This window comes from Sphingobium amiense, assembly GCF_003967075.1.
In the GTDB taxonomy this organism is placed as follows: domain Bacteria; phylum Pseudomonadota; class Alphaproteobacteria; order Sphingomonadales; family Sphingomonadaceae; genus Sphingobium; species Sphingobium amiense.
Window position 1 is genome coordinate 460,212 of the sequence record NZ_AP018664.1, and the last position, 17,629, is coordinate 477,840.

At 65.7% G+C, this 17,629-nt stretch carries 17 protein-coding genes; 12 read left to right on the forward strand and 5 right to left on the reverse strand.

The window, feature by feature from the left end; genetic code table 11:
* Nucleotides 1-108 precede the first annotated feature (108 nt).
* From SAMIE_RS02160 to SAMIE_RS02170, 3 genes are all read left to right on the forward strand, one after another.
* Nucleotides 109-531: a DoxX family protein gene (locus SAMIE_RS02160; RefSeq protein ID WP_066698134.1), complete on the forward strand. Its 423-nt coding sequence runs from the start codon at nucleotides 109-111 to the stop codon at nucleotides 529-531.
* Nucleotides 518-892, forward strand: coding sequence for a PilZ domain-containing protein (locus SAMIE_RS02165; protein WP_083952402.1), 375 nt, complete (start codon nucleotides 518-520; stop codon nucleotides 890-892). The genes SAMIE_RS02160 and SAMIE_RS02165 overlap by 14 nt, the downstream gene beginning before the upstream one ends.
* 114 nt (nucleotides 893-1,006) lie before the next feature.
* On the forward strand, nucleotides 1,007-2,956 hold the full coding sequence (locus SAMIE_RS02170) for a putative bifunctional diguanylate cyclase/phosphodiesterase (RefSeq protein ID WP_232037347.1): 1,950 nt from the start codon (nucleotides 1,007-1,009) through the stop codon (nucleotides 2,954-2,956).
* Between the two features lie 6 nt (nucleotides 2,957-2,962).
* On the opposite strand, the gene SAMIE_RS02175 is transcribed toward SAMIE_RS02170, so the two are convergent.
* The gene (locus tag SAMIE_RS02175) at nucleotides 2,963-3,919 is read right to left on the reverse strand and encodes a crotonase/enoyl-CoA hydratase family protein (protein ID WP_083952401.1); all 957 of its coding nucleotides are present in this window, start codon (nucleotides 3,917-3,919) and stop codon (nucleotides 2,963-2,965) included.
* A gap of 237 nt (nucleotides 3,920-4,156) precedes the next feature.
* On the opposite strand from SAMIE_RS02175, the gene SAMIE_RS23255 reads away from it, so the two are divergent.
* Both SAMIE_RS23255 and tgt read left to right on the forward strand, forming a co-directional pair.
* The gene (locus SAMIE_RS23255) at nucleotides 4,157-4,333 is read left to right on the forward strand and encodes a hypothetical protein (protein WP_162849022.1); all 177 of its coding nucleotides are present in this window, start codon (nucleotides 4,157-4,159) and stop codon (nucleotides 4,331-4,333) included.
* A gap of 49 nt (nucleotides 4,334-4,382) precedes the next feature.
* A complete protein-coding gene (tgt, locus tag SAMIE_RS02180; RefSeq protein ID WP_066698130.1) occupies nucleotides 4,383-5,513 on the forward strand; it encodes a tRNA guanosine(34) transglycosylase Tgt in 1,131 nt (376 codons plus the stop codon).
* A 10-nt stretch (nucleotides 5,514-5,523) separates the two neighbouring features.
* Here tgt and SAMIE_RS02185 read toward each other — a convergent pair whose 3' ends face one another.
* Both SAMIE_RS02185 and SAMIE_RS02190 read right to left on the reverse strand, forming a co-directional pair.
* Nucleotides 5,524-7,032 (reverse strand): sensor histidine kinase, encoded by a 1,509-nt coding sequence (locus tag SAMIE_RS02185; RefSeq protein ID WP_066698373.1) that lies wholly within the window; start codon nucleotides 7,030-7,032, stop codon nucleotides 5,524-5,526.
* A gap of 88 nt (nucleotides 7,033-7,120) precedes the next feature.
* Nucleotides 7,121-7,333: a NepR family anti-sigma factor gene (locus SAMIE_RS02190; protein ID WP_066698129.1), complete on the reverse strand. Its 213-nt coding sequence runs from the start codon at nucleotides 7,331-7,333 to the stop codon at nucleotides 7,121-7,123.
* Between the two features lie 337 nt (nucleotides 7,334-7,670).
* Between SAMIE_RS02190 and SAMIE_RS02195 the strand changes: the two genes are divergently transcribed.
* The 7 genes from SAMIE_RS02195 (at nucleotide 7,671) to SAMIE_RS02225 (ending at nucleotide 16,609) form a co-directional block, all read left to right on the forward strand.
* Nucleotides 7,671-8,462 carry a response regulator gene (locus SAMIE_RS02195; RefSeq protein WP_066698128.1) on the forward strand — a complete coding sequence of 264 codons (792 nt, stop codon included), beginning with the start codon at nucleotides 7,671-7,673 and terminating at the stop codon, nucleotides 8,460-8,462.
* Nucleotides 8,463-8,760: 298 nt separating this feature from the next.
* Nucleotides 8,761-9,405 (forward strand): sigma-70 family RNA polymerase sigma factor, encoded by a 645-nt coding sequence (locus SAMIE_RS02200; protein ID WP_066698119.1) that lies wholly within the window; start codon nucleotides 8,761-8,763, stop codon nucleotides 9,403-9,405.
* A gap of 50 nt (nucleotides 9,406-9,455) precedes the next feature.
* The gene (locus tag SAMIE_RS02205) at nucleotides 9,456-9,716 is read left to right on the forward strand and encodes a hypothetical protein (RefSeq protein WP_066698116.1); all 261 of its coding nucleotides are present in this window, start codon (nucleotides 9,456-9,458) and stop codon (nucleotides 9,714-9,716) included.
* A 169-nt stretch (nucleotides 9,717-9,885) separates the two neighbouring features.
* On the forward strand, nucleotides 9,886-11,274 hold the full coding sequence (locus SAMIE_RS02210; RefSeq protein ID WP_066698109.1) for a TIGR03013 family XrtA/PEP-CTERM system glycosyltransferase: 1,389 nt from the start codon (nucleotides 9,886-9,888) through the stop codon (nucleotides 11,272-11,274).
* A gap of 12 nt (nucleotides 11,275-11,286) precedes the next feature.
* On the forward strand, nucleotides 11,287-13,368 hold the full coding sequence (gene prsK, locus SAMIE_RS02215) for an XrtA/PEP-CTERM system histidine kinase PrsK (RefSeq protein ID WP_066698108.1): 2,082 nt from the start codon (nucleotides 11,287-11,289) through the stop codon (nucleotides 13,366-13,368).
* Nucleotides 13,368-14,675 (forward strand): PEP-CTERM-box response regulator transcription factor, encoded by a 1,308-nt coding sequence (gene prsR / locus SAMIE_RS02220; RefSeq protein ID WP_066698106.1) that lies wholly within the window; start codon nucleotides 13,368-13,370, stop codon nucleotides 14,673-14,675. Before prsK ends, prsR begins: the two co-directional genes overlap by 1 nt.
* 2 nt (nucleotides 14,676-14,677) lie before the next feature.
* On the forward strand, nucleotides 14,678-16,609 hold the full coding sequence (locus SAMIE_RS02225) for a tetratricopeptide repeat protein (RefSeq protein ID WP_066698105.1): 1,932 nt from the start codon (nucleotides 14,678-14,680) through the stop codon (nucleotides 16,607-16,609).
* On the opposite strand, the gene pyrF is transcribed toward SAMIE_RS02225, so the two are convergent.
* On the reverse strand, nucleotides 16,606-17,280 hold the full coding sequence (gene pyrF, locus SAMIE_RS02230) for an orotidine-5'-phosphate decarboxylase (protein ID WP_066698104.1): 675 nt from the start codon (nucleotides 17,278-17,280) through the stop codon (nucleotides 16,606-16,608). The two genes, SAMIE_RS02225 and pyrF, sit on opposite strands and share 4 nt — an antisense overlap.
* Nucleotides 17,277-17,624, reverse strand: coding sequence for a lipopolysaccharide assembly protein LapA domain-containing protein (locus SAMIE_RS02235; RefSeq protein ID WP_066698102.1), 348 nt, complete (start codon nucleotides 17,622-17,624; stop codon nucleotides 17,277-17,279). The genes pyrF and SAMIE_RS02235 overlap by 4 nt, the downstream gene beginning before the upstream one ends.
* Nucleotides 17,625-17,629 lie beyond the last annotated feature (5 nt).

Consider the following 17,629-nt stretch of genomic DNA (forward strand, 5'->3'; position numbering starts at 1 on the left):
CGCCGTTCATCGTCAGAAACGGGAAGGGGCCGGCGCAGCGATGCGCCGGCCTTTTCTTATGCGGTCAAATCCTCTTCCCTACGGCCCGGCGTCGGCGGATAAGGGGGCATGGACAGCCTCCGCAGCCAGAAGCGTCTCCGCCGCGCGAACGTCGCCAGAGCGACAATCGCCCCCATTTTCCTGATCGCGGGATGCCTCCATCTGGCCCGGCCCGACATCTTCGCAGCCCGCATGCCCGCGATGCTGCCGATGCCGGGACTGCTCATCGCGCTGACGGGGGTCGCGGAAATCGCGGGCGCCATCGGCCTCTTCGTGCCGCGCACCCGGCTGCTGGCCGGGATCATGCTCGCTTTCTATGCGGTTTGCGTTTACCCGTTGAACATCAACCACGCGGTACAGGATCTTTCGACCGGAACGGGCCTAGGGTGGATCTATCACTATCCCCGCCTGTTCGCGCAGCCGTTCATCTGCTGGTGGGCGCTCGCGGCGGGAGGAATGTGGGCGCGTCGCCCGCGCCATGGCAGGAGATGAAGTGACGATGGCTGGCGGTGGATCGGGCGATGGATCGGGTATCCCGGACCGGCGGAGACATCCGCGCTTTGCGACGGAGTTCGTTGCCGATCTCGTGCAAAAGGGGCTGCGCCGGCGGGTCATGGTGGGAGACATTTCCGCTGGCGGGGCGATGCTGGACGATGACAGCGGGCTGGCGGTCGGCGACTGGATCAGGCTGGAAGCGCGCAACTTCTCGGTCGAGGCGCGCGTAACATGGGTCCAGAACGGCGTATGCGGCGTCCGTTTCCCCGACGCGGTCGATCCGGCGGAGGTCATCGCTGACAACGCGCCTTCGCCGCAGACGCTCTGGTCACGGATGAAGGATCTGCATCAGCCCTGAGTGCGGGCAACAGCGTTAACCGGATGATAAACGAAAAATGCGATTGACCGGATCGGGAATCCGGAGACCCGCCATTTGCGCCTGCTAAATACATTGCTGGAAAAATGGAGAACATTGCGCCCGTCGCATGATGCGGACGTGCGGCGCAGTCTGGTCGAATCCCTTTACGCCTCCCCCACATCGCTGACGATCGGCGCCGTCACCGGCGTGGCGGTGGGCATCGTCATCAGCAGCATGTCCGGGCCGGGACCGATACAGTTGGTGGTCACGGCGCTGTGCGTCGTCGCGACACTCCGCGTCATTTCGGCGGTCTTCTTCCATCGCCAGCTCAAGCGCGGCACCGCCGTAGCTTCCCGGAACTGGGAATTGATCTACGAACTGGGGGCGTGGGGCTATTCCGGGCTGCTGGGCCTGATGGCGTTCGTCACGCTGCTGGGATCGAACAATCCGGTCACGCACATGCTGAGCGTGTCGATGGCGACGGGCTATGCAGGCGGCATCTCCGGCCGCAACGCGGGCCGTGTGCAGATCGCCATCGGGCAGGTCTGCCTCACCCTGCTGCCGACCGCCACGGGCCTCTGGCTTCAGGGATCGACGGGCTATCGCGTGCTGTCGGTGGCGATGGTGATGATGGTGCTCGGCCTCGCCGAAATCAGCTCGACTATCCACCGCATCGTCGTGCAGGCGCTGGTCGGGCGGCGGGACAAGTCGCTGCTGGCGGAAAAATTCGAGCGGCTGGCCCGGTTCGACAATCTGACCGGTCTGGAAAACCGCCTGGCAATGCAGACGCGCCTGCGCGACATTTTCGATTCCAGCGAAAAGCGCAACGACGCCGTCACGATCCTCTGGATGGACATCGACCGGTTCAAGGAAATCAACGATTCGCTCGGCCATATGGTCGGCGACCAGTTGCTGCGCGGCGTGGCGGAGCGGCTGACCGAAGTGGTGCAGGGCAGGGGACGGATCGCCCGTTTCGGCGGCGACGAATTCGTCATCATCTGCCCGGACATGGACCGCGTGACCGCCGCGGCGCTGGCGCAGGAGATCATCGGCTATTTCGCCTATGGCTTCGACCTGCCCGACAATCATCTTCAGGTGACGGCCTCCATCGGCTATGCGGTCGCGCCGCAGGACGGGCGCGACATGGACGAGCTGATGCAGCACGCCGACCTTGCGCTCTATGAAGCCAAGCACGCCGGGCGCAACCGGGCGGCGAGCTTCAACTGGTCGCTCAAGGAACGGTTCAACCGCCTGCACGAGATCGAGACGGGCCTGCGCCGCGCGCTGGAAGGCGAGGAACTGACCCTGCTTTACCAGCCGATCGTCGATCTCGCGACCGGCCATATCGACGCGTGCGAAGCGCTGATCCGCTGGCACCATCCGGTGCTGGGCGCGATCCCTCCGTCCGAGTTCATTCCCATTGCCGAAAGCATGGGCATGATCGAGGGGATCACGCAATGGGTGCTGCGGGAGGCATGCCTTGCCGCGGCCACATGGCCCAGCGACGTCCGCATCGCGATCAATATCTCGCCCGCGTCGCTCAAATCCAATGAACTGCCCGGCAGCGTCATCGCGGCGCTGCTGGAAAGCGGCCTGCCCGCCCGCCGGCTTGAACTGGAAGTCACCGAATCGATCTTCCTCGACGACAGCGGCCAGACCAATGCCGTGCTGCGCGAATTGCAGCGGATCGGCCTGCGCCTCGCCCTCGACGATTTCGGCACCGGCTATTCCTCGCTCGCCTATCTGCGGTCCTACCGCTTCGATACGCTCAAGATCGACCAGAGCTTCATGGCGGGGGTCAGCGCCAATGCGGAGGACCGGGCGATCGTGCGGGCCATCGGCAATCTGGCGCGCGATCTCGCCATGGACACGGTGGCGGAGGGGATCGAAACGCGGGACCAGTTGGCGCACGCCAAGGAAGCGGGCTTCACCAATGTGCAGGGCTATCTGTTCAGCCGGCCCGTTGGCCTCGACCGTATCGGCGAACTGATCGCGGCGGGGCCGCTGGAAGGGGCGGAACGTCCCGATCCCGTCCCCACGCTGCGCCGCCGCCGGGCGGGCTGATCCCGCTTATTCGCGAAGACGCGTCTGTGCCGCGGCCAGACGGCGCATCATCCGCAAGTCACGGTCCGACAGGGCCAGCGCCGTATCGGTCCATGTTTCCACGATGTCCGTCAGTTCCAGCAGTGTCAGCGGATTGACCCGCCGCCCTGCGCGCGCGATGCCGACATGGCCGGCATGATGGGCGGCATGCTCCCTGATCCAGCGCGCGGTTGCGGCTTCGCCTTCGCCCTGTTCGACCACCTCGGTCACGATGCCCATTTCGAACATTTCGTCGGCGCTGTAGACCCGGCCCTCGGTAATCATGCGGCGGGCGAGCACCGGCCCGACGCGGCGCGACAGGATGGAATAGGCACCCATGCCGGGGAAGAGGCCGAACAGCACTTCGGGCAGGCCGAAGCGCGCCTGCCGTTCGGCGATGATGACATCGAAGCACATCAGCGCTTCCAGCCCGCCGCCCAGCGCGTCGCCCTGCGCAAGGCCGATGTTGAGGATGTTCATATCGTTCGAATGCCAGATACGCTCGACGATCTCGCAACAGGCGACGCCGTAGCGCAGCAGGGTTTCGCGGTCCCGCCGCTGGATACAGTCGGCGAACATCTCCAGATCGCCGCCCAGATTGAACACGCCGGGGAAGCGCGAACCGAGCACCATGAACTTCATCATGCCGCCGCGGTCGCCGAACAGCCGCTTGGTTTCCCGCTGCCATGCCACGGTGTCGCGAATCAGGCCGAGGTTGGAATTGGGCCGCTCGTGCGGCGTCATGAAGGCCCAGAGCGTCGCGAGTTCGGCATCCCACCGCACGTCGATCTGCCCCAGATCGAACAGAACGGACTGGCGCAGTTCGGTATCGAGCGATACTGGCTGGGCGGCGATGGGAAGAAGTTCGGCATGGTCGGCGATATGTTCGCCCACCGCCTCTTCCACATCGTCGCGGGTCGGTTGAAACCGGCCTGAATCCATCATTTTGCGTCCCCGTTTTCTGTTCACCCGAAGGTGCACAGGCCCGCAGGCATGATGCAATCAACGCGCCAGATATTGACAGGCCTTTAACCATTTTTGGTAGCAACTGTTGCAAGAAGGACTCGGGTTTTGAGGGGGCTGGCGAAAACCTGTGACGCAATTGCAACGATTCGGTCTTTTGACCCGCCGCGAAAAACCGCCGCTAGCCGTTTGTTAACCTTCATTAATTAGCGTGGCCGCATGGAGAATCAGCCGCCATCGCCAATCGTCACGCTGACGCTGCGGGACAGCGACGGAAACCCGTGGGCCTTGCGTCTGTCGCGCGACTGCCTGCGGTTCGTCGGCCGCTATCAGCGGGTCGAAGGGTTCGACATTGACGCCATGACGCTGTTCGACGGGGTCCGTCGCACCGGCTGATCCGCACGCATCCTTGTGCGTCCGGGCGTCCGCCCCTAGAGCGCGGGGCATGAGCAGTCCCCGTTTCGCTTTTTCCGTTCACGCGACCGATGGCAAGGCCCGCACCGGCGTGGTGCGCATGCAGCGGGGCGACATCCGCACGCCCGCCTTCATGCCGGTCGGCACGGCCGCCACGGTCAAGGCCATGCGCCCCGCCGAAGTGCGTGCAACCGGGGCGGACATCATCCTTGGCAACACCTATCATCTGATGCTGCGCCCCGGCGCCGAACGCATGGCGCGGCTGGGCGGGCTGCACGGCTTCATGGGCTGGGACCGGCCGATCCTGACGGACAGCGGCGGCTATCAGGTGATGAGCCTGAGCGCGCTCACCCGGATGAGCGAGGAAGGCGTCGCTTTTTCAAGCCATATCGACGGGTCGAAGCATATGCTGTCGCCCGAACGATCCATGGAAATCCAGCGCCTGCTGGACAGCGACATCGTCATGGCGTTCGACGAATGCACCAAAAACGGCTGCACCCATGACGAAGCCGCACAGTCGATGGAACGCTCGATGCGCTGGGCGCGCCGCTCGCGCGAGGCTTTCGACGCGGGGGGCGCGCATGCGGATCGCGCCGCGCTCTTCGGCATCCAGCAGGGATCGCTGAACGAAGACCTGCGGCGCGTGTCGGCGCAGAAGCTGATCGACATCGGCTTCGATGGCTATGCGGTGGGCGGGCTGGCGGTCGGCGAAGGGCAGGAAGCGATGTTCGCGACGCTCGATTTCGCGCCTGCGATGCTGCCGGAGGACAGGCCGCGCTATCTGATGGGCGTGGGAAAGCCGGACGACATCGTCGGTGCGGTGGAGCGCGGCATCGACATGTTCGACTGCGTGCTGCCGACACGGTCGGGCCGCAACGGACAGGCCTTCACCTGGGCGGGGCCGCTCAACATCCGCAACGCGCGCTTTGCCGAGGACAGGGAACCGCTCGATCCGCGATGCGGCTGCCCGGTATGTGCGACCTGGGGCCGCGCCTATCTCCATCACCTCGTCAAGGCGGGCGAAATGCTGGGCGCCATGCTGATGACGCAGCATAATATCCACTTCTATCAGGAACTGATGCAGGGTCTGCGCGACAGCATCGCGGCGGGAACACTGAGGGATTTCGCCGCCGATTTCCGCCGGGATTATCGCAAGGCCTGAGATTGCCCGCTCAAGCTATGACGGCGATCATGATGCTGTAGCGTCCTTCGTCTCCGTCATGCTCCAGCGGCGCGCGCAACTGCCGCGACAGGCCGGTCAGCACGCGGCCATATCGGCCTTCGAGCAACTGCGTCATTTCGGGTGAAGATTTGAACGCCGCCGACTGGATCGAGAACAGGGCGCGATCGGCACGGTCCTCGTCCTGCTGGACGGTGATGCGGACCGATCCCTGCGGGGCCAGTTCCATCGTCAGTTCGACCAGCTCGGTAATCAGGAAAGCCACCGGCACCGCCACATCCTGATGAATGTGGAGATTGTCGCTTTCGATCTGGATGGCAAAGCGCCGGGCCTGCTGCGGCGCGGTTCCCCGAAGGCTGGCGGACAGTTCACTCACCAGCGCACGGACGCCGACGCCGCGATTTTCCTCCAGTTCCGCAAAATGATTGCGATGCACGACCGACAGGGCATCGACGCGGCGCTGGATCGACGAATAGGCCTCCACGGCCTCCGCATCATGGGCCGAGCGGGCATGAAGGCTGATGAGGCTGGCGATGATCTGGAGGTTGTTCTTGACGCGATGATGCACTTCGCGTGTCAGTTTGCGCTGGGCGTCGAGACCTTCTGCCATCTCCGCTTCGTGGGTGGCGACATCCTCGCTGATCGACCGGAAGGTTTCTGCGAGCGCGTTGATTTCCAGCGCAGGGGTGCGCACGCGCTCCATCGGTTCGAGCACCTGTCCCGGCTGGTAGGCGGCGACGACGCGGCGCAACAGCACGAGCGGCCGGATCAAGAGCCGGTTGACGACAAACCAGCCGATTGCGGCGGCGGCGAACCACATGACGAGCGGCAGGAACAGCGACAGCATGCGCGCCAGCGTCGCGGGCGGATCGTGCATCGTCATCGTCAGGATCACATCGGGCTGGTCCAGCCGCGCCGAAAGGCTGGTGCGGCTGCCCTTGGCCTCCCGCATCGGCCGGCTGATAAGGAACTCGCCTTCGCCCTGACGGATGGCCAACTGCCGGTTGGGCACGGCGGTCATCGGATCGGCCACGCTCTCCAGATGGCTGCGCGAATAATAGTTGAGCGCGACCACCTGATCGTTGGCGCTGCGCACCCGGCTCAGGAGATAGCGTTCTTCGGGGAGGAGGATCAGTGCCTTACGCTCGAAGCGCCGTTCGGCGGGGATGCCGCGCGGTTCCGGCGCCGAAGTTCCGCACAGCCGCCGTCCTGCGCGGTCATAGATGTAAAAGCGCGCGTCCCGATCGTTGTGCGCCCGCAGGAAAAGGGAGAGCCGGGTGCACATGCCCGGGTCCGCCTTGTTCTGGGAAAAGGCGTTGGCGGACAGCATGAGGGCGGTGCGGTCGGACTGAAGATCCGCGGACAGTTTGCGGGCGCTCTGCGTTACGGCGACGCGCAGCAGCGCTTCCTTTTCGAGATCGGCGCTGCGTATCGCCTGAAGCGACGCGACCAGTGCGATAAGGCCCAGCGGCAGCAGCGCGAGCGTCAGCACGACGAACATCTTGAGGCCCGTCGACTGGAGAAATTCTCCGGTGCGTCCCGAAGGAACTGCCGGTCGCGGCGGGAGAGCGCCCACCGTCATATCTCAATCAATCCAGCTTCTTGAGGAGGTCCAGCATTTCGAGCGGAATATCTTCGCTGACGGCCCGCTGATAAACGGTGCGCAAAGCGTTCGACACATGCTCGTCTTCTTTGGCGGACACGCCGACGCGCTTGCGGGGGGAGGGCGCCGCGCCAGTTTTCACAGCCCGCGTCTTCGTCGCTTTTGCGTCAGCGCCGGCCTTATCGTCTTGTTCGGCCAAGCCCCGCTCCGTCATCGAAGATACCAAAATCAGCCCCTCTAGCGTCATCTCAGTCGCCAAACCCTATTTGCGGCTTTGCGCTGGCGCGTCAATTCCAACGACATCGCCCAAACCGCGACACCCCGCCTCATTTCCGGCCCGATAAAAAAACCGTCTGCCTGCGAAACAAATTCGCGCGTCGATGGTTCCGTCATCCGAAGCATTTTTTCGTCATCCCTCAGGGGGAGGGCGATCCGGGGGGCGGGGTTGCCAATATGGCGGGGACATTCCATCCTTATCACGCACGCCGATGCTTCGGACCATGCACGCCCGTCATGGGCAGGGAGACGATTTGACGATGTCGCTTGGACAGCAACTGCACCCCCATCTTCCTTTTCTGCGCCGCTATGCCCGCGCGCTGACGGGCAGTCAGGCGCACGGGGACGCCTATGTCAGAGCGACGCTGGAAGCCATTGTCGCGGCTCCCGAAGAATTTCCGCGCGACGTCGATCCCCGCCTCGGCCTTTACAAGACTTTCCATGCGATCTGGTCCTCATCCCATCTGGAGGATGTGCCGGTGTCCATCGGCGGAAGTCAGGAAGCCATTGCGCAGGCGCGCCTCGCGCGGCTGACGCCGCTGCCGCGTCAGGCGCTGCTGCTCACCGCGCTGGAGGGCTTTACCGTTGAGGATACGGCCTATCTGGTGGACATGGATGCAGCCGATGTCGAAGCGCTGGTCGAAGAAGCGCTGAGCGAGATCGAGGCGCAGACCCGCGCCAAGGTTCTCATCATCGAGGACGAGCCGATCATCGCCATGGACATCGAAACCATCGTGCGGGATCTCGGGCATGACGTGACCGCCATCGCCGTGACGCGCGAGGACGCGGTCCGCGAAGCGATGGCGGACCGGCCCGGTCTCGTCCTCGCCGACATCCAGTTGGCCGACGACAGCAGCGGGATCGACGCGGTCAAGGACATCCTCTCCGAATTTTCGGTGCCGGTGATCTTCATCACGGCATTCCCCGAACGTCTGCTGACCGGCGAGCGGCCCGAACCGACCTTCCTCATCACCAAGCCGTTTCAGCGTTCGACGGTCAAGGCGGCCATTTCGCAGGCTCTGTTCTTCGATGAGGCGACGGCGCCGGTGTGATCGCTTTCCGTGCGAGGGAACTTGCCGCCGCACGCTGCGTTAATGATGCGTAACGATCCGGATGCGGCCGGGGTTCGGGCCTGAATGCAGGCCCGCCCCGCAACGGGCTGCTTTCGGGGCGGGTGACGCGAGGGGGGTGAGGCGTTGATCTTCTTTCCCTTCGCGAACGTCGACCGGCCTTGGCAGGCCGGACGGGGAAGCCCTTGTGATAAAATCAGTGTAAGGTGCGGACGCGAAAATGACTTTGACGACGTCGGTTCACGCGGCCACTGTCACCGCCGGTGCGGGGAATGCTCCGATGGATGAGGATGTTAGCGAAATCGGTGCGGTGGAAGAGCGCGTGCAGTTGTCCGATTCGGACTTCAAGCGCGAGCTGGCCGCCGTCATCCCGCATCTTCGCGCATTCGGGCGTTCCTTGTCCGGCAACCGCGATCTCGCCGACGATCTGGTGCAGGAAACGCTGCTGAAGGCATGGGCCGCGCGCACCCGGTTTCAGGCCGGGACGAACATGCGGGCATGGACCTTCATCATCCTGCGCAACCACTATCTCTCGCAGATGCGCCGCTCGCGCTTTCGCGGCGACTGGGATGATCTGACCGCTGACCGGATTCTCGCTGCCCCTGCGGGTCAGGACAAGCATGTCGAGCTTTCGGACATGCAGCGCGCCCTGCTTCAGCTTCCCCAGCCGCAGCGCGAGGCTCTGATCCTCGTGGGTGCGGGCGGGTTCGCCTATGAAGAGGCTGCGGAAATCTGCGGCGTGGCGGTCGGCACGATCAAGAGCCGCGTGGCGCGGGGTCGTGCCGCGCTTGAGCAGATCCTCGAAAATGGCGAGCTTCCGACCCGTCGCAGCCAGGAAACGACCGACACGCCCGTGCTGGACGAGATCATGGAAGATGTCGACCGGCTGAGCCGGGGACGACTGGCCGGGCCGGATCACGACTGACGGGGAGACGGCCGGACGGCCTCTACCACGCGGCTGGAAGGAGGCGCGTCATGCACAGCGATCGTTCCAGCCACCCTGTGAGCGACGAGACGCCGAAGGTCAGGCAACCGCTCTTTGGCAGCGGCACCACTTTCTTCCTCGTTGCGCTTGCGGTCATTCTGGCCATCGTCTTCTTCTATATGACGAAAGATGCGCGGGAGGATCGGCGCGCCGACGCCGTGACCGAAGCGGCGGCCTCGGTCGACAACGCCACCGCCCGCGTCGGAAGCGCGGCGCAGAATGTCGCGCGCGATCTGCGGCAGGGCCAGTAAAGCCGGCATCGCGACGGGTGCCGGACGCGAGCGCCGGACCATTTATTCAGCATTTCTTTGTGTTTTTCCGGCAGGGTGATCCAGTGTCGGAATAGCTTACATATCCTGTAAGGGCTTCCGGCGCCGGAGCGTCCGCGCTCCTGACGTTGCCAGCAGGACATGGATATAGATGATAAGGCTGTTCAAACATTATGTGCCGCACGCGGTGCTGCTGTTGGGGCTGCTCGATTTCATCCTGCTGCTCGGTGCAGCCGAAGCAGGCTGGCTCATCCGCGCGAATCAGATCGGGATGACCATCGACCATGTCATCACCCGCGTCGGCCCGTTGCTGAGCTTCGCCCTCGCCATCCAGACCGCCATGATCGCGGTGGGCGTCTATGGCGTCGAAGCGCTGCAATCGGTCCGCTTCGCCTTCGCGCGCCTGCTGGTCGCGGTTTCGCTCGGCGTCATATTCCTGTCCGTCCTCTACTTCCTGATGCCCGCGATGACGCTCTGGCGGTCCAATTCGCTCTACGCGATGGGAATCGCGATGGGCCTGCTGCTCCTGGTAAGGCTGTTGCTGGGTTCGATCCTCGGCGGCGAAGCCTTCAAACGGCGACTGGTCGTTCTGGGCGCAGGCAATCGGGCCAACCGCATCAAGCAACTTGAGCAGAAGCGTGGCGCGGGTTTCCTCGTCGTCGGCTTCATCGCCATGAACGATGGGCCGCCCGTCATCCCCGAAGCGATCAACCGCGAAGCCATTTTCAACCTGTCGGATTTTGTGGTCCGGCTGAACGCCAGCGAGGTCATCCTCGCGCTGGAGGAACGGCGCAACGCCATCCCCATGGCGGACCTGCTGCGCATCAAGACCACCGGGGTGCACGTCAACGACCTGTCGACCTTCCTTGAGCGGGAGACAGGGCGTGTCGACCTTGCCAGCGTCAATCCAAGCTGGCTCATCTTCTCTGACGGTTTTTCCGCCGGACGCCGCCTGTCGAGCATGGCCAAGCGCCTGTTCGACATCATTGCGAGCACCATCCTGCTGGTGCTGACCGGTCCGGTCATCGCCATCGCCGCCCTGCTGGTGAAGCTCGACAGCAAGGGGCCGGCCTTTTACCGCCAGCAGCGCGTCGGCCTCTACGGCCAGGAATTCTGGATCGTGAAGCTGCGCACCATGCGGCAGGATGCCGAAGTGTCGGGTCAGGCGGTGTGGGCGGAAAAGGACGACCCCCGGATCACGCGCCTCGGCTACTGGCTGCGCAAACTCCGCATCGACGAACTGCCGCAGACATGGACGGTCCTCAAAGGCGAAATGAGTTTCGTCGGTCCCCGCCCGGAGCGTCGCCAGTTCGTCGAGGATCTGGAGCAGCATCTGCGCTATTATGCCGAACGGCATATGGTGAAGCCCGGCATCACCGGCTGGGCGCAGATCAACTATCCCTATGGCGCGTCGATCGAGGATGCCCGGCACAAGCTGGAATATGACCTTTATTACGCCAAGAATTACACGCCCTTCCTCGATCTGCTGATCCTGATCCAGACCGTGCGCGTCATCCTCTGGCCCGACGGGGCGCGCTGAGGCGGCGGGCGGATGAGCGCTTGGCTGATCTTCGTTGGCGACTGGGGGCATGCGCTGGCTGCGGTGCTGTTCGCCGCGCTTGGCATTTTCCTGCTGCGCCGCCGCGATGACACGCCCGAACCGCGTCTCATCGCCGCCGCGCTGCTGATGACATCCTGCTGGGCGCTCTATATTTCGTTCGGCAGCGTTTCCAAGCCGATGTCCGGCATCGCGGAAAGTGCCCGGAACGGCGCATGGCTGCTCGCCCTGTTCGTGCTGTCGCGGCGCGGTCCGGCGGGACGGGCGGGCTTTTCCGGGGGGATCGGCGCCATCTATGTCGTCGCGGCGGGCCTGCTCGCCATCGTGACGCTGGTGGATCTGAGCTGGCCGCAACTGTCGGCGGACAGCGAACTCCACCGCGCCCTGTCCTCCTCCTCGATCGTGCTGCGCATGATGATTTCCATCGCCAGCCTGCTGCTGCTGCATCACCTCCATATGGTGTGGCCTTCGCGCGAGCGGGGCGGCGTCACCCTGGTGCTGGGAGCGTTGGCGGCGATGTGGGCCTATGATCTGGGCCTCTATGCCGTGGCGCGCGCTGCGCCCGTGCGGGGCGATGAGCTTTACGCCCTGCGCGGACCGTTCATGACCATGCTTCCGCCGATCATGGCCATCGGCCTGCGCAAGGGGATGAGCGGGCGGGTGCAGCTTTCCCGCTTCGTCGCGTTTCAGTCGATTTCTGTGGCGGCGCTCGCTCTCTATGCGGTGGTTCTGGTCGCGGCGGCCGTGGTCATCCAGATGATCGCCGGCCCCTACGCCCGGATGATAGAGGTCGCGGCGGTGTTCGTGATGGCGGTGACCGCGATCCTCTTCCTGCCCGCGCCCACGCTTCGCGCCTTCTGGAAGGTGCAGGTCGCCAAGCATTTCTTCCAGCACCGCTACGACTATCGCGCCGAATGGATGCGCTTTGGCGAGACGATCGGACGGCCCGGCGAGGATGGCTCTCCGCTCGGCGAGCGCGTGGCGAAGGCGGTGGCCGACATCACGGACAGCCCCGCCGCGATTCTGTTCCTGCGCAATGCAGACGGCGGACTGTCCTTCGAAGCACATTGGAAATGGCCCGACCCCGCGCACCTGGACGACATCGCGGTCGCAGCCGCCCGTCATCTGGAACAGAGCGGCCGCATCCTCGATCTCGCGCGGTTGAGGGAGGAGGACAGGCGGATCGCCCTGCCGGTCTGGATCGCGGAGGATGAGTGGTGCTGGGCGCTCGTTCCGCTGATCCATTATGGCCATCTCGTCGGCGCGATCCAACTGGCCCGTCCACCCATCGACCGGCGACTGGACTGGGAGGATTTCGATATGCTGCGCGCCGCCGGGCAGCAGGCCGCGACCTATATCAGCGAGGCGCAGGGGCAACAGGCGCTGAGCGATGCGCAGCGGTTCGACGAGTTCAACCGCCGCTTCGCCTTCATCATCCACGATGTCAAAAATCTGGTGAGCCAGCTTTCCCTGCTGTCGCGCAACGCCGAACGTCATGCCGACAACCCGGCGTTTCGTGCTGACATGGTGCTGACGCTGAAGGAATCGGTGGGCAAGCTGAACGACATGCTCGCGCGCCTGACGCAGCATAGCAAGGGGCGGGCGGAAGAACCCGACGCCGTGCCATTGCGCGCGCTTCTGGACGACATCGCAAGGAGCCGCGCGCGCCAGCACTCCATCCATGTCAGCGGAGAGGCGGACAGCGTGCTGGGGGATCGCGGCCGGATCGAGCAGATCGTGACGCACCTCCTCCAGAATGCGATCGACGCCAGCACCAGCGGTGAGCCGGTCGAACTGCGGCTGGGGCAGGAAGATGACGCCGCGATCGTCGAGGTCATCGACCGTGGTGTCGGCATGAGCGCCGACTATATCCGGCGGGAACTGTTCAAGCCTTTTTCCTCCAGCAAGCCGGGCGGCTTTGGCCTCGGCGCGTTCGAGGCGCGCAGTCTGGCGCAGGCGATGGGCGGCAGCCTTTCGGTCGAAAGCCGCCTCGGCACGGGCAGCCGGTTCGCGCTGCGGCTGCCTCTGGCGCGGCCTGCCGGGACAGCGGACAAGACACGGGAAAGCGCGGCCTGATGAGCGACATGCGCCCCAAATTGCTGATCGTCGAGGACGATCCGGGCCTCCAGCGGCAACTGCGCTGGGCCTATGAGGATTATCAGCTTTTCATCGCCGGGGACCGCGACGAAGCGATCGAGATGCTGCGCGCGGAAACGCCCGATGTCGTCACGCTCGATCTTGGCCTGCCGCCCGACCCGGACGGGACGAGCGAGGGGTTCGCGACCCTTGCCGAAATGCTGAAGATCAAGCCTGACACGAAGATCATCGTCGCATCCGGCCACGGCGCGCGGGAAAGCGCGCTAGATGCGATAGCGGGCGGCGCTTACGATTTCTATCAGAAGCCCGTCGACATCGACGAACTGGGCCTCATCGTCCGGCGCGCTTTCCATGTTCACGGGCTGGAGCGGGAGAATGTCCGGCTGGCCGAAACGCCACCGGAAAGCCGCCGGGTGCTGGGCAGTCTGGTCACAGGCGCGCCCGAAATGATGCGGGTGGTCCGCGCGATTGAGCGCGTCGCTGCCGCCGACGTGTCGGTGCTGCTGACCGGGCCGAGCGGTACCGGCAAGGCGCTGCTGGCGCGCGGCCTTCATGACGCCAGTCCGCGCCGGGCGGGGCCGTTCGTAGCGGTCAACTGCGCCGCCGTGCCCGAAGCGATGCTGGACGCAGAACTTTTCGGTTATGAAAATGTGCCCGGCAGGATCGCACAGGCCAAGGGCGGAACGCTGTTTCTGGAGGATGTCGGCGACATGCCGGCGTCGGTCCAGATGCGGCTGATGCATCTGCTTGGCGCATCGAACGCCGATCCTGCGCGGATCGTCTGCGCCGCCAGCCGGAACCCGGAAGAGCTTGTCGCGGAGGGCCGCTTCCGCGACGACCTCTTCTACCGGCTGGCCGAGATCGTCGTGAAAATCCCGCCGCTCAAGGATCGGGCGGGCGATCCCGTCCTGCTGGCGAAACATTTCCTCACCCGGCTGACGCGCGAGCTTGGTGCGCCGCTCAAGGGCTTTGCCCCTGACGCGCTGGCGGCGCTGGACGGCTGGGACTGGCCCGGCAATGTGCGGGAACTGGAAAACCGGGTGAAGCGCGCCGTCATCATGGCCGAAGGAAAGCTCATCACGGCGGCGGACCTCGACCTTGGCGAGGACGGGGCGGAGGCGGGCGACCTCGTCAATCTCAAGGCCGCGCGCGAGGCGGCGGACCGCCGCGCCATCCGCCGCGCGATGGCGCGCACAGACGGCAATATCTCGGGCGCGGCGCGGATGCTCGGCATCAGCCGGCCCACGCTTTACGATCTGTTGAAACAATATCGGATGCAGGCCTGATCATGCGGCGTTCGAGACTGTTTCTGCTGGCGGGGCTGGCCGCGCTTCTGATTGCGCTCGTCGGGCTGTGGCAATGGCGCAGCCATGAACGGGACGGCAGTGCTGCGCTGACGCGCGGGCTTGCGGCGATGGAAAAGGGTGACATGCGCGCGGCGCGGGTCGAGTTGATGAACGCGATCAAGCAGATGCCCCGCGCGCCTCGGCCGCATGCCGCGCAGGCGCTGGTGCTTGCGGAACTGGGCGACGGGGCGGGCGCGCGGGCGGAGGCCGAACGCGCCCGCGCGCTCGGTCAGCCGCCTGCCGCCACCCGCGTCGCCATGGCGGAAGCGCTGCTGCTGCAGGGCGATGCGCAGGCTGCACTCGCCGAGGCGCAGGCGACGGATATTCCGCCCGCCGATGGCGTTGCGGCCAGCCGGATCGTCGCGCGCGCGCTGTCTGCGCAGGGCGAAGCCGATGGCGCGCTCGCCACCCTCCAGCAGGCGCTGGAAACCGCGCCGGATGACGCGCGCACACGGGTGGAACTGGGGCGGCTGCATCTGGCCATGGGGGATCAGGCGGCGGCGATCATGGCCGCGGACCGCGCTGTTGCGCTGGCGCCGGACGATGTGCGCACGCTCACATTCCGGGGGGAACTGACCCGGTCGCAATATGGCCTTGTTGCTGCCCTGCCATGGTTCGAGCGCGCTCTGACCATCGACAGGAGCGCGGCTCCCACGCTGGAGCAATATGCCGCCACGCTGGCCGATGCCGGTCGCGCCAGTCAGGCGATTGCGGTGACGCGCCGCCTTCTGGCCGTCGAACCCGGTAACGCCCGCGCCTGGATGATACAGGCGGTGATCGCCGCGCGGGGGGACGAGCCGGACCTTGCCCGTGCGCTGCTGGACCGGGTCGGGGGGCGGCTGAACGGCGAACCGGCGACGCGATTGCTGCGCGGCATTCTCCAGATGGAAGGCGGCAACCCTCTGCTGGCGATCGAGGCGCTGGCGCCGCTGGTCGCCGAACAGCCGGGCAACCGGCCCGCCCGGACGCTGCTGGGCCGTGCCTATTATCTCGCGGGCGATTTCGCGTCGGCCGCCACCACGCTCGCGCCCATGGTCGCGCTGCGCGATGCGGAGCCTTATGTGCTGACGCTGGCGGCGCGGGCGCAGGAAGCGCTGGACGACGCGGACATGGCCGCCGACATGTTGGCGCGGGCGCAATGGCCCTTGCGCGCCGATGCGGCGGTGATCGCGTCCCCCGACGATGGCATGACCGCAGCGTCGCCGCCCGTGGATACCGGGTCGGCGCAGGCTAACATCCTCTATATCCGCGCCCTGCTGAATCAGGGCGGCGCGGGGGAGGCGGTAGGGCGCGCCCGGCTGCTCGCACGCGCCAATCCGGGTGCGCCCGACGCATGGCTCGCGCTGGGCGACAGCCTGCTGACGCTGGAAAGGCCGGCGGAAGCGGCGCGCGCCTATGAAGCGGCGGCGAACATGCGGTTCGACCGTGCCGCCGCGTTGCGTCTGACATCGGCCTGGGCGATGGCGGGCGACACGGGAAGGGCGGAGGCGGTCGCGCGGCTCTTCATCGCGCAAAATCCTGCCAGTCCCGATGCGCTTCGGCTGGCGGCGGCGCTGGCGGTGCGGCGAAAGGACTGGGGCGCCGCCGAACGGACGTTGGCGGCCTTGATCCGCCGGACCGGAACCAACGACGCGGCGCTGATGGCGGATATGGCGCAAAGCGCGCTGGCGAAAGGCGAGGGCGGGCGGGCGCGCGTCTACGCCCGCGCCGCCTATCGCCTGATGCCCGGCAATGCCGCGCTGGCGGACCTTTGGGCACAGGCGTTGCTGCAATCGGGCGGATCACGCGTGGAAGCGCGAGACCTGCTGGAAAAGGCCTTGGCGATACAGCCGGACGTCAGCCTCTATCGCGAGCATCTGGAGAAGGCGCGCTAGAGCGTCGCTTCGATCTCGCGCGCGGCAAGGTCGGGGCTTTCGGCAAGGCTGATCGGGCGTCCGACCACCAGAATCGACGCGCCCCGGTCGAGCGCCTCGCGCGGCGTCACGGCGCGCTTCTGGTCGCCCTTTGCGCCGCCCGCCGGGCGAACGCCGGGCACCACGAAGAAACCGTCACTCCATGCCTTTTTGACGGTCGCGACTTCCTTGCCCGAACAGACGATGCCGTCGAGGCCCGCGCTCTGCGCCAGATCGGCGAGGCGGCGGACCTGATCCTCCGCCCTGCCGCCGACGCCGATGTCCATCAGGTCGCCATCGTCGAGGCTGGTGAGCACCGTCACCGCCACCACCTTCGTGTTCGCGCCCGCCGCTGCCTTTGCGTCCTCCAGCATGGCGCGGCCGCCCGCCGCATGGACGGTCAGGATGGCCGGTTCCAGCAGATGCAGCGCCTGCACCGCCTTCGCCACGGTGTTGGGAATGTCGTGCAGCTTCAGATCGAGGAAGATCGGCAGACCGAACTTCATCATTTCATGCACGCCGTGATGCCCGTTGGCGCAGAAAAATTCGAGGCCGAGTTTCAGGCCGCCGACATGATGCCGCACCTGCCCGGCGAGCGTCTGCGCCTTTGCGAGGTCGGGGGTGTCGATGGCGACGTAAATGGGGCTGCTCATGGAATACCTGCGGGCGGCGTGGAGGAAAGAGGGGCGGGGCTGTCGCCCGGCGAGACGGTGGGCGTGACTGGCACAGGGGGCGGCGGCGCGGTGCTGGCGGCGACGGCGGCGAGCGCGCGTTCGTTCCCTTCGACCTGACGCCGCAGGCGCCAGCGCGTCACTCGCGCCATGATCCAGAAGGGCAGCGCGCCCAGCAGGAACGCGAGCAGGATCGGAAACCACACCCGCGTTTCCCACACGATGTCGCCCCAGATCTTGATGACGAGCGGACCGTTGTTCGCCTTGAAGAATAACGCGGCGGCCACCGCGATGACGACCCAGAAGGCGGTCCGCAAAAACTGCATCGGTT

Coding starts and splice junctions, on each gene's coding strand:
- SAMIE_RS02160 (WP_066698134.1), top strand. CDS start 109: ATGGACAGCCTCCGCAGCCAGAAGCGTCTCCGCCGCGCGAACGTCGCC.
- SAMIE_RS02185 (WP_066698373.1), bottom strand. CDS start 7,032: ATGTTCGTCGTGCTGACGCTCGCGCTGCTGCCGCTGGGCCTTATCGCA.
- SAMIE_RS23255 (WP_162849022.1), top strand. CDS start 4,157: ATGGAGAATCAGCCGCCATCGCCAATCGTCACGCTGACGCTGCGGGAC.
- tgt (WP_066698130.1), top strand. CDS start 4,383: ATGAGCAGTCCCCGTTTCGCTTTTTCCGTTCACGCGACCGATGGCAAG.
- prsR (WP_066698106.1), top strand. CDS start 13,368: ATGAGCGACATGCGCCCCAAATTGCTGATCGTCGAGGACGATCCGGGC.
- SAMIE_RS02195 (WP_066698128.1), top strand. CDS start 7,671: ATGTCGCTTGGACAGCAACTGCACCCCCATCTTCCTTTTCTGCGCCGC.
- SAMIE_RS02235 (WP_066698102.1), bottom strand. CDS start 17,624: ATGCAGTTTTTGCGGACCGCCTTCTGGGTCGTCATCGCGGTGGCCGCC.
- SAMIE_RS02200 (WP_066698119.1), top strand. CDS start 8,761: ATGGATGAGGATGTTAGCGAAATCGGTGCGGTGGAAGAGCGCGTGCAG.
- SAMIE_RS02205 (WP_066698116.1), top strand. CDS start 9,456: ATGCACAGCGATCGTTCCAGCCACCCTGTGAGCGACGAGACGCCGAAG.
- pyrF (WP_066698104.1), bottom strand. CDS start 17,280: ATGAGCAGCCCCATTTACGTCGCCATCGACACCCCCGACCTCGCAAAG.
- SAMIE_RS02165 (WP_083952402.1), top strand. CDS start 518: ATGGCAGGAGATGAAGTGACGATGGCTGGCGGTGGATCGGGCGATGGA.
- SAMIE_RS02210 (WP_066698109.1), top strand. CDS start 9,886: ATGATAAGGCTGTTCAAACATTATGTGCCGCACGCGGTGCTGCTGTTG.
- SAMIE_RS02225 (WP_066698105.1), top strand. CDS start 14,678: ATGCGGCGTTCGAGACTGTTTCTGCTGGCGGGGCTGGCCGCGCTTCTG.
- SAMIE_RS02175 (WP_083952401.1), bottom strand. CDS start 3,919: ATGATGGATTCAGGCCGGTTTCAACCGACCCGCGACGATGTGGAAGAG.
- prsK (WP_066698108.1), top strand. CDS start 11,287: ATGAGCGCTTGGCTGATCTTCGTTGGCGACTGGGGGCATGCGCTGGCT.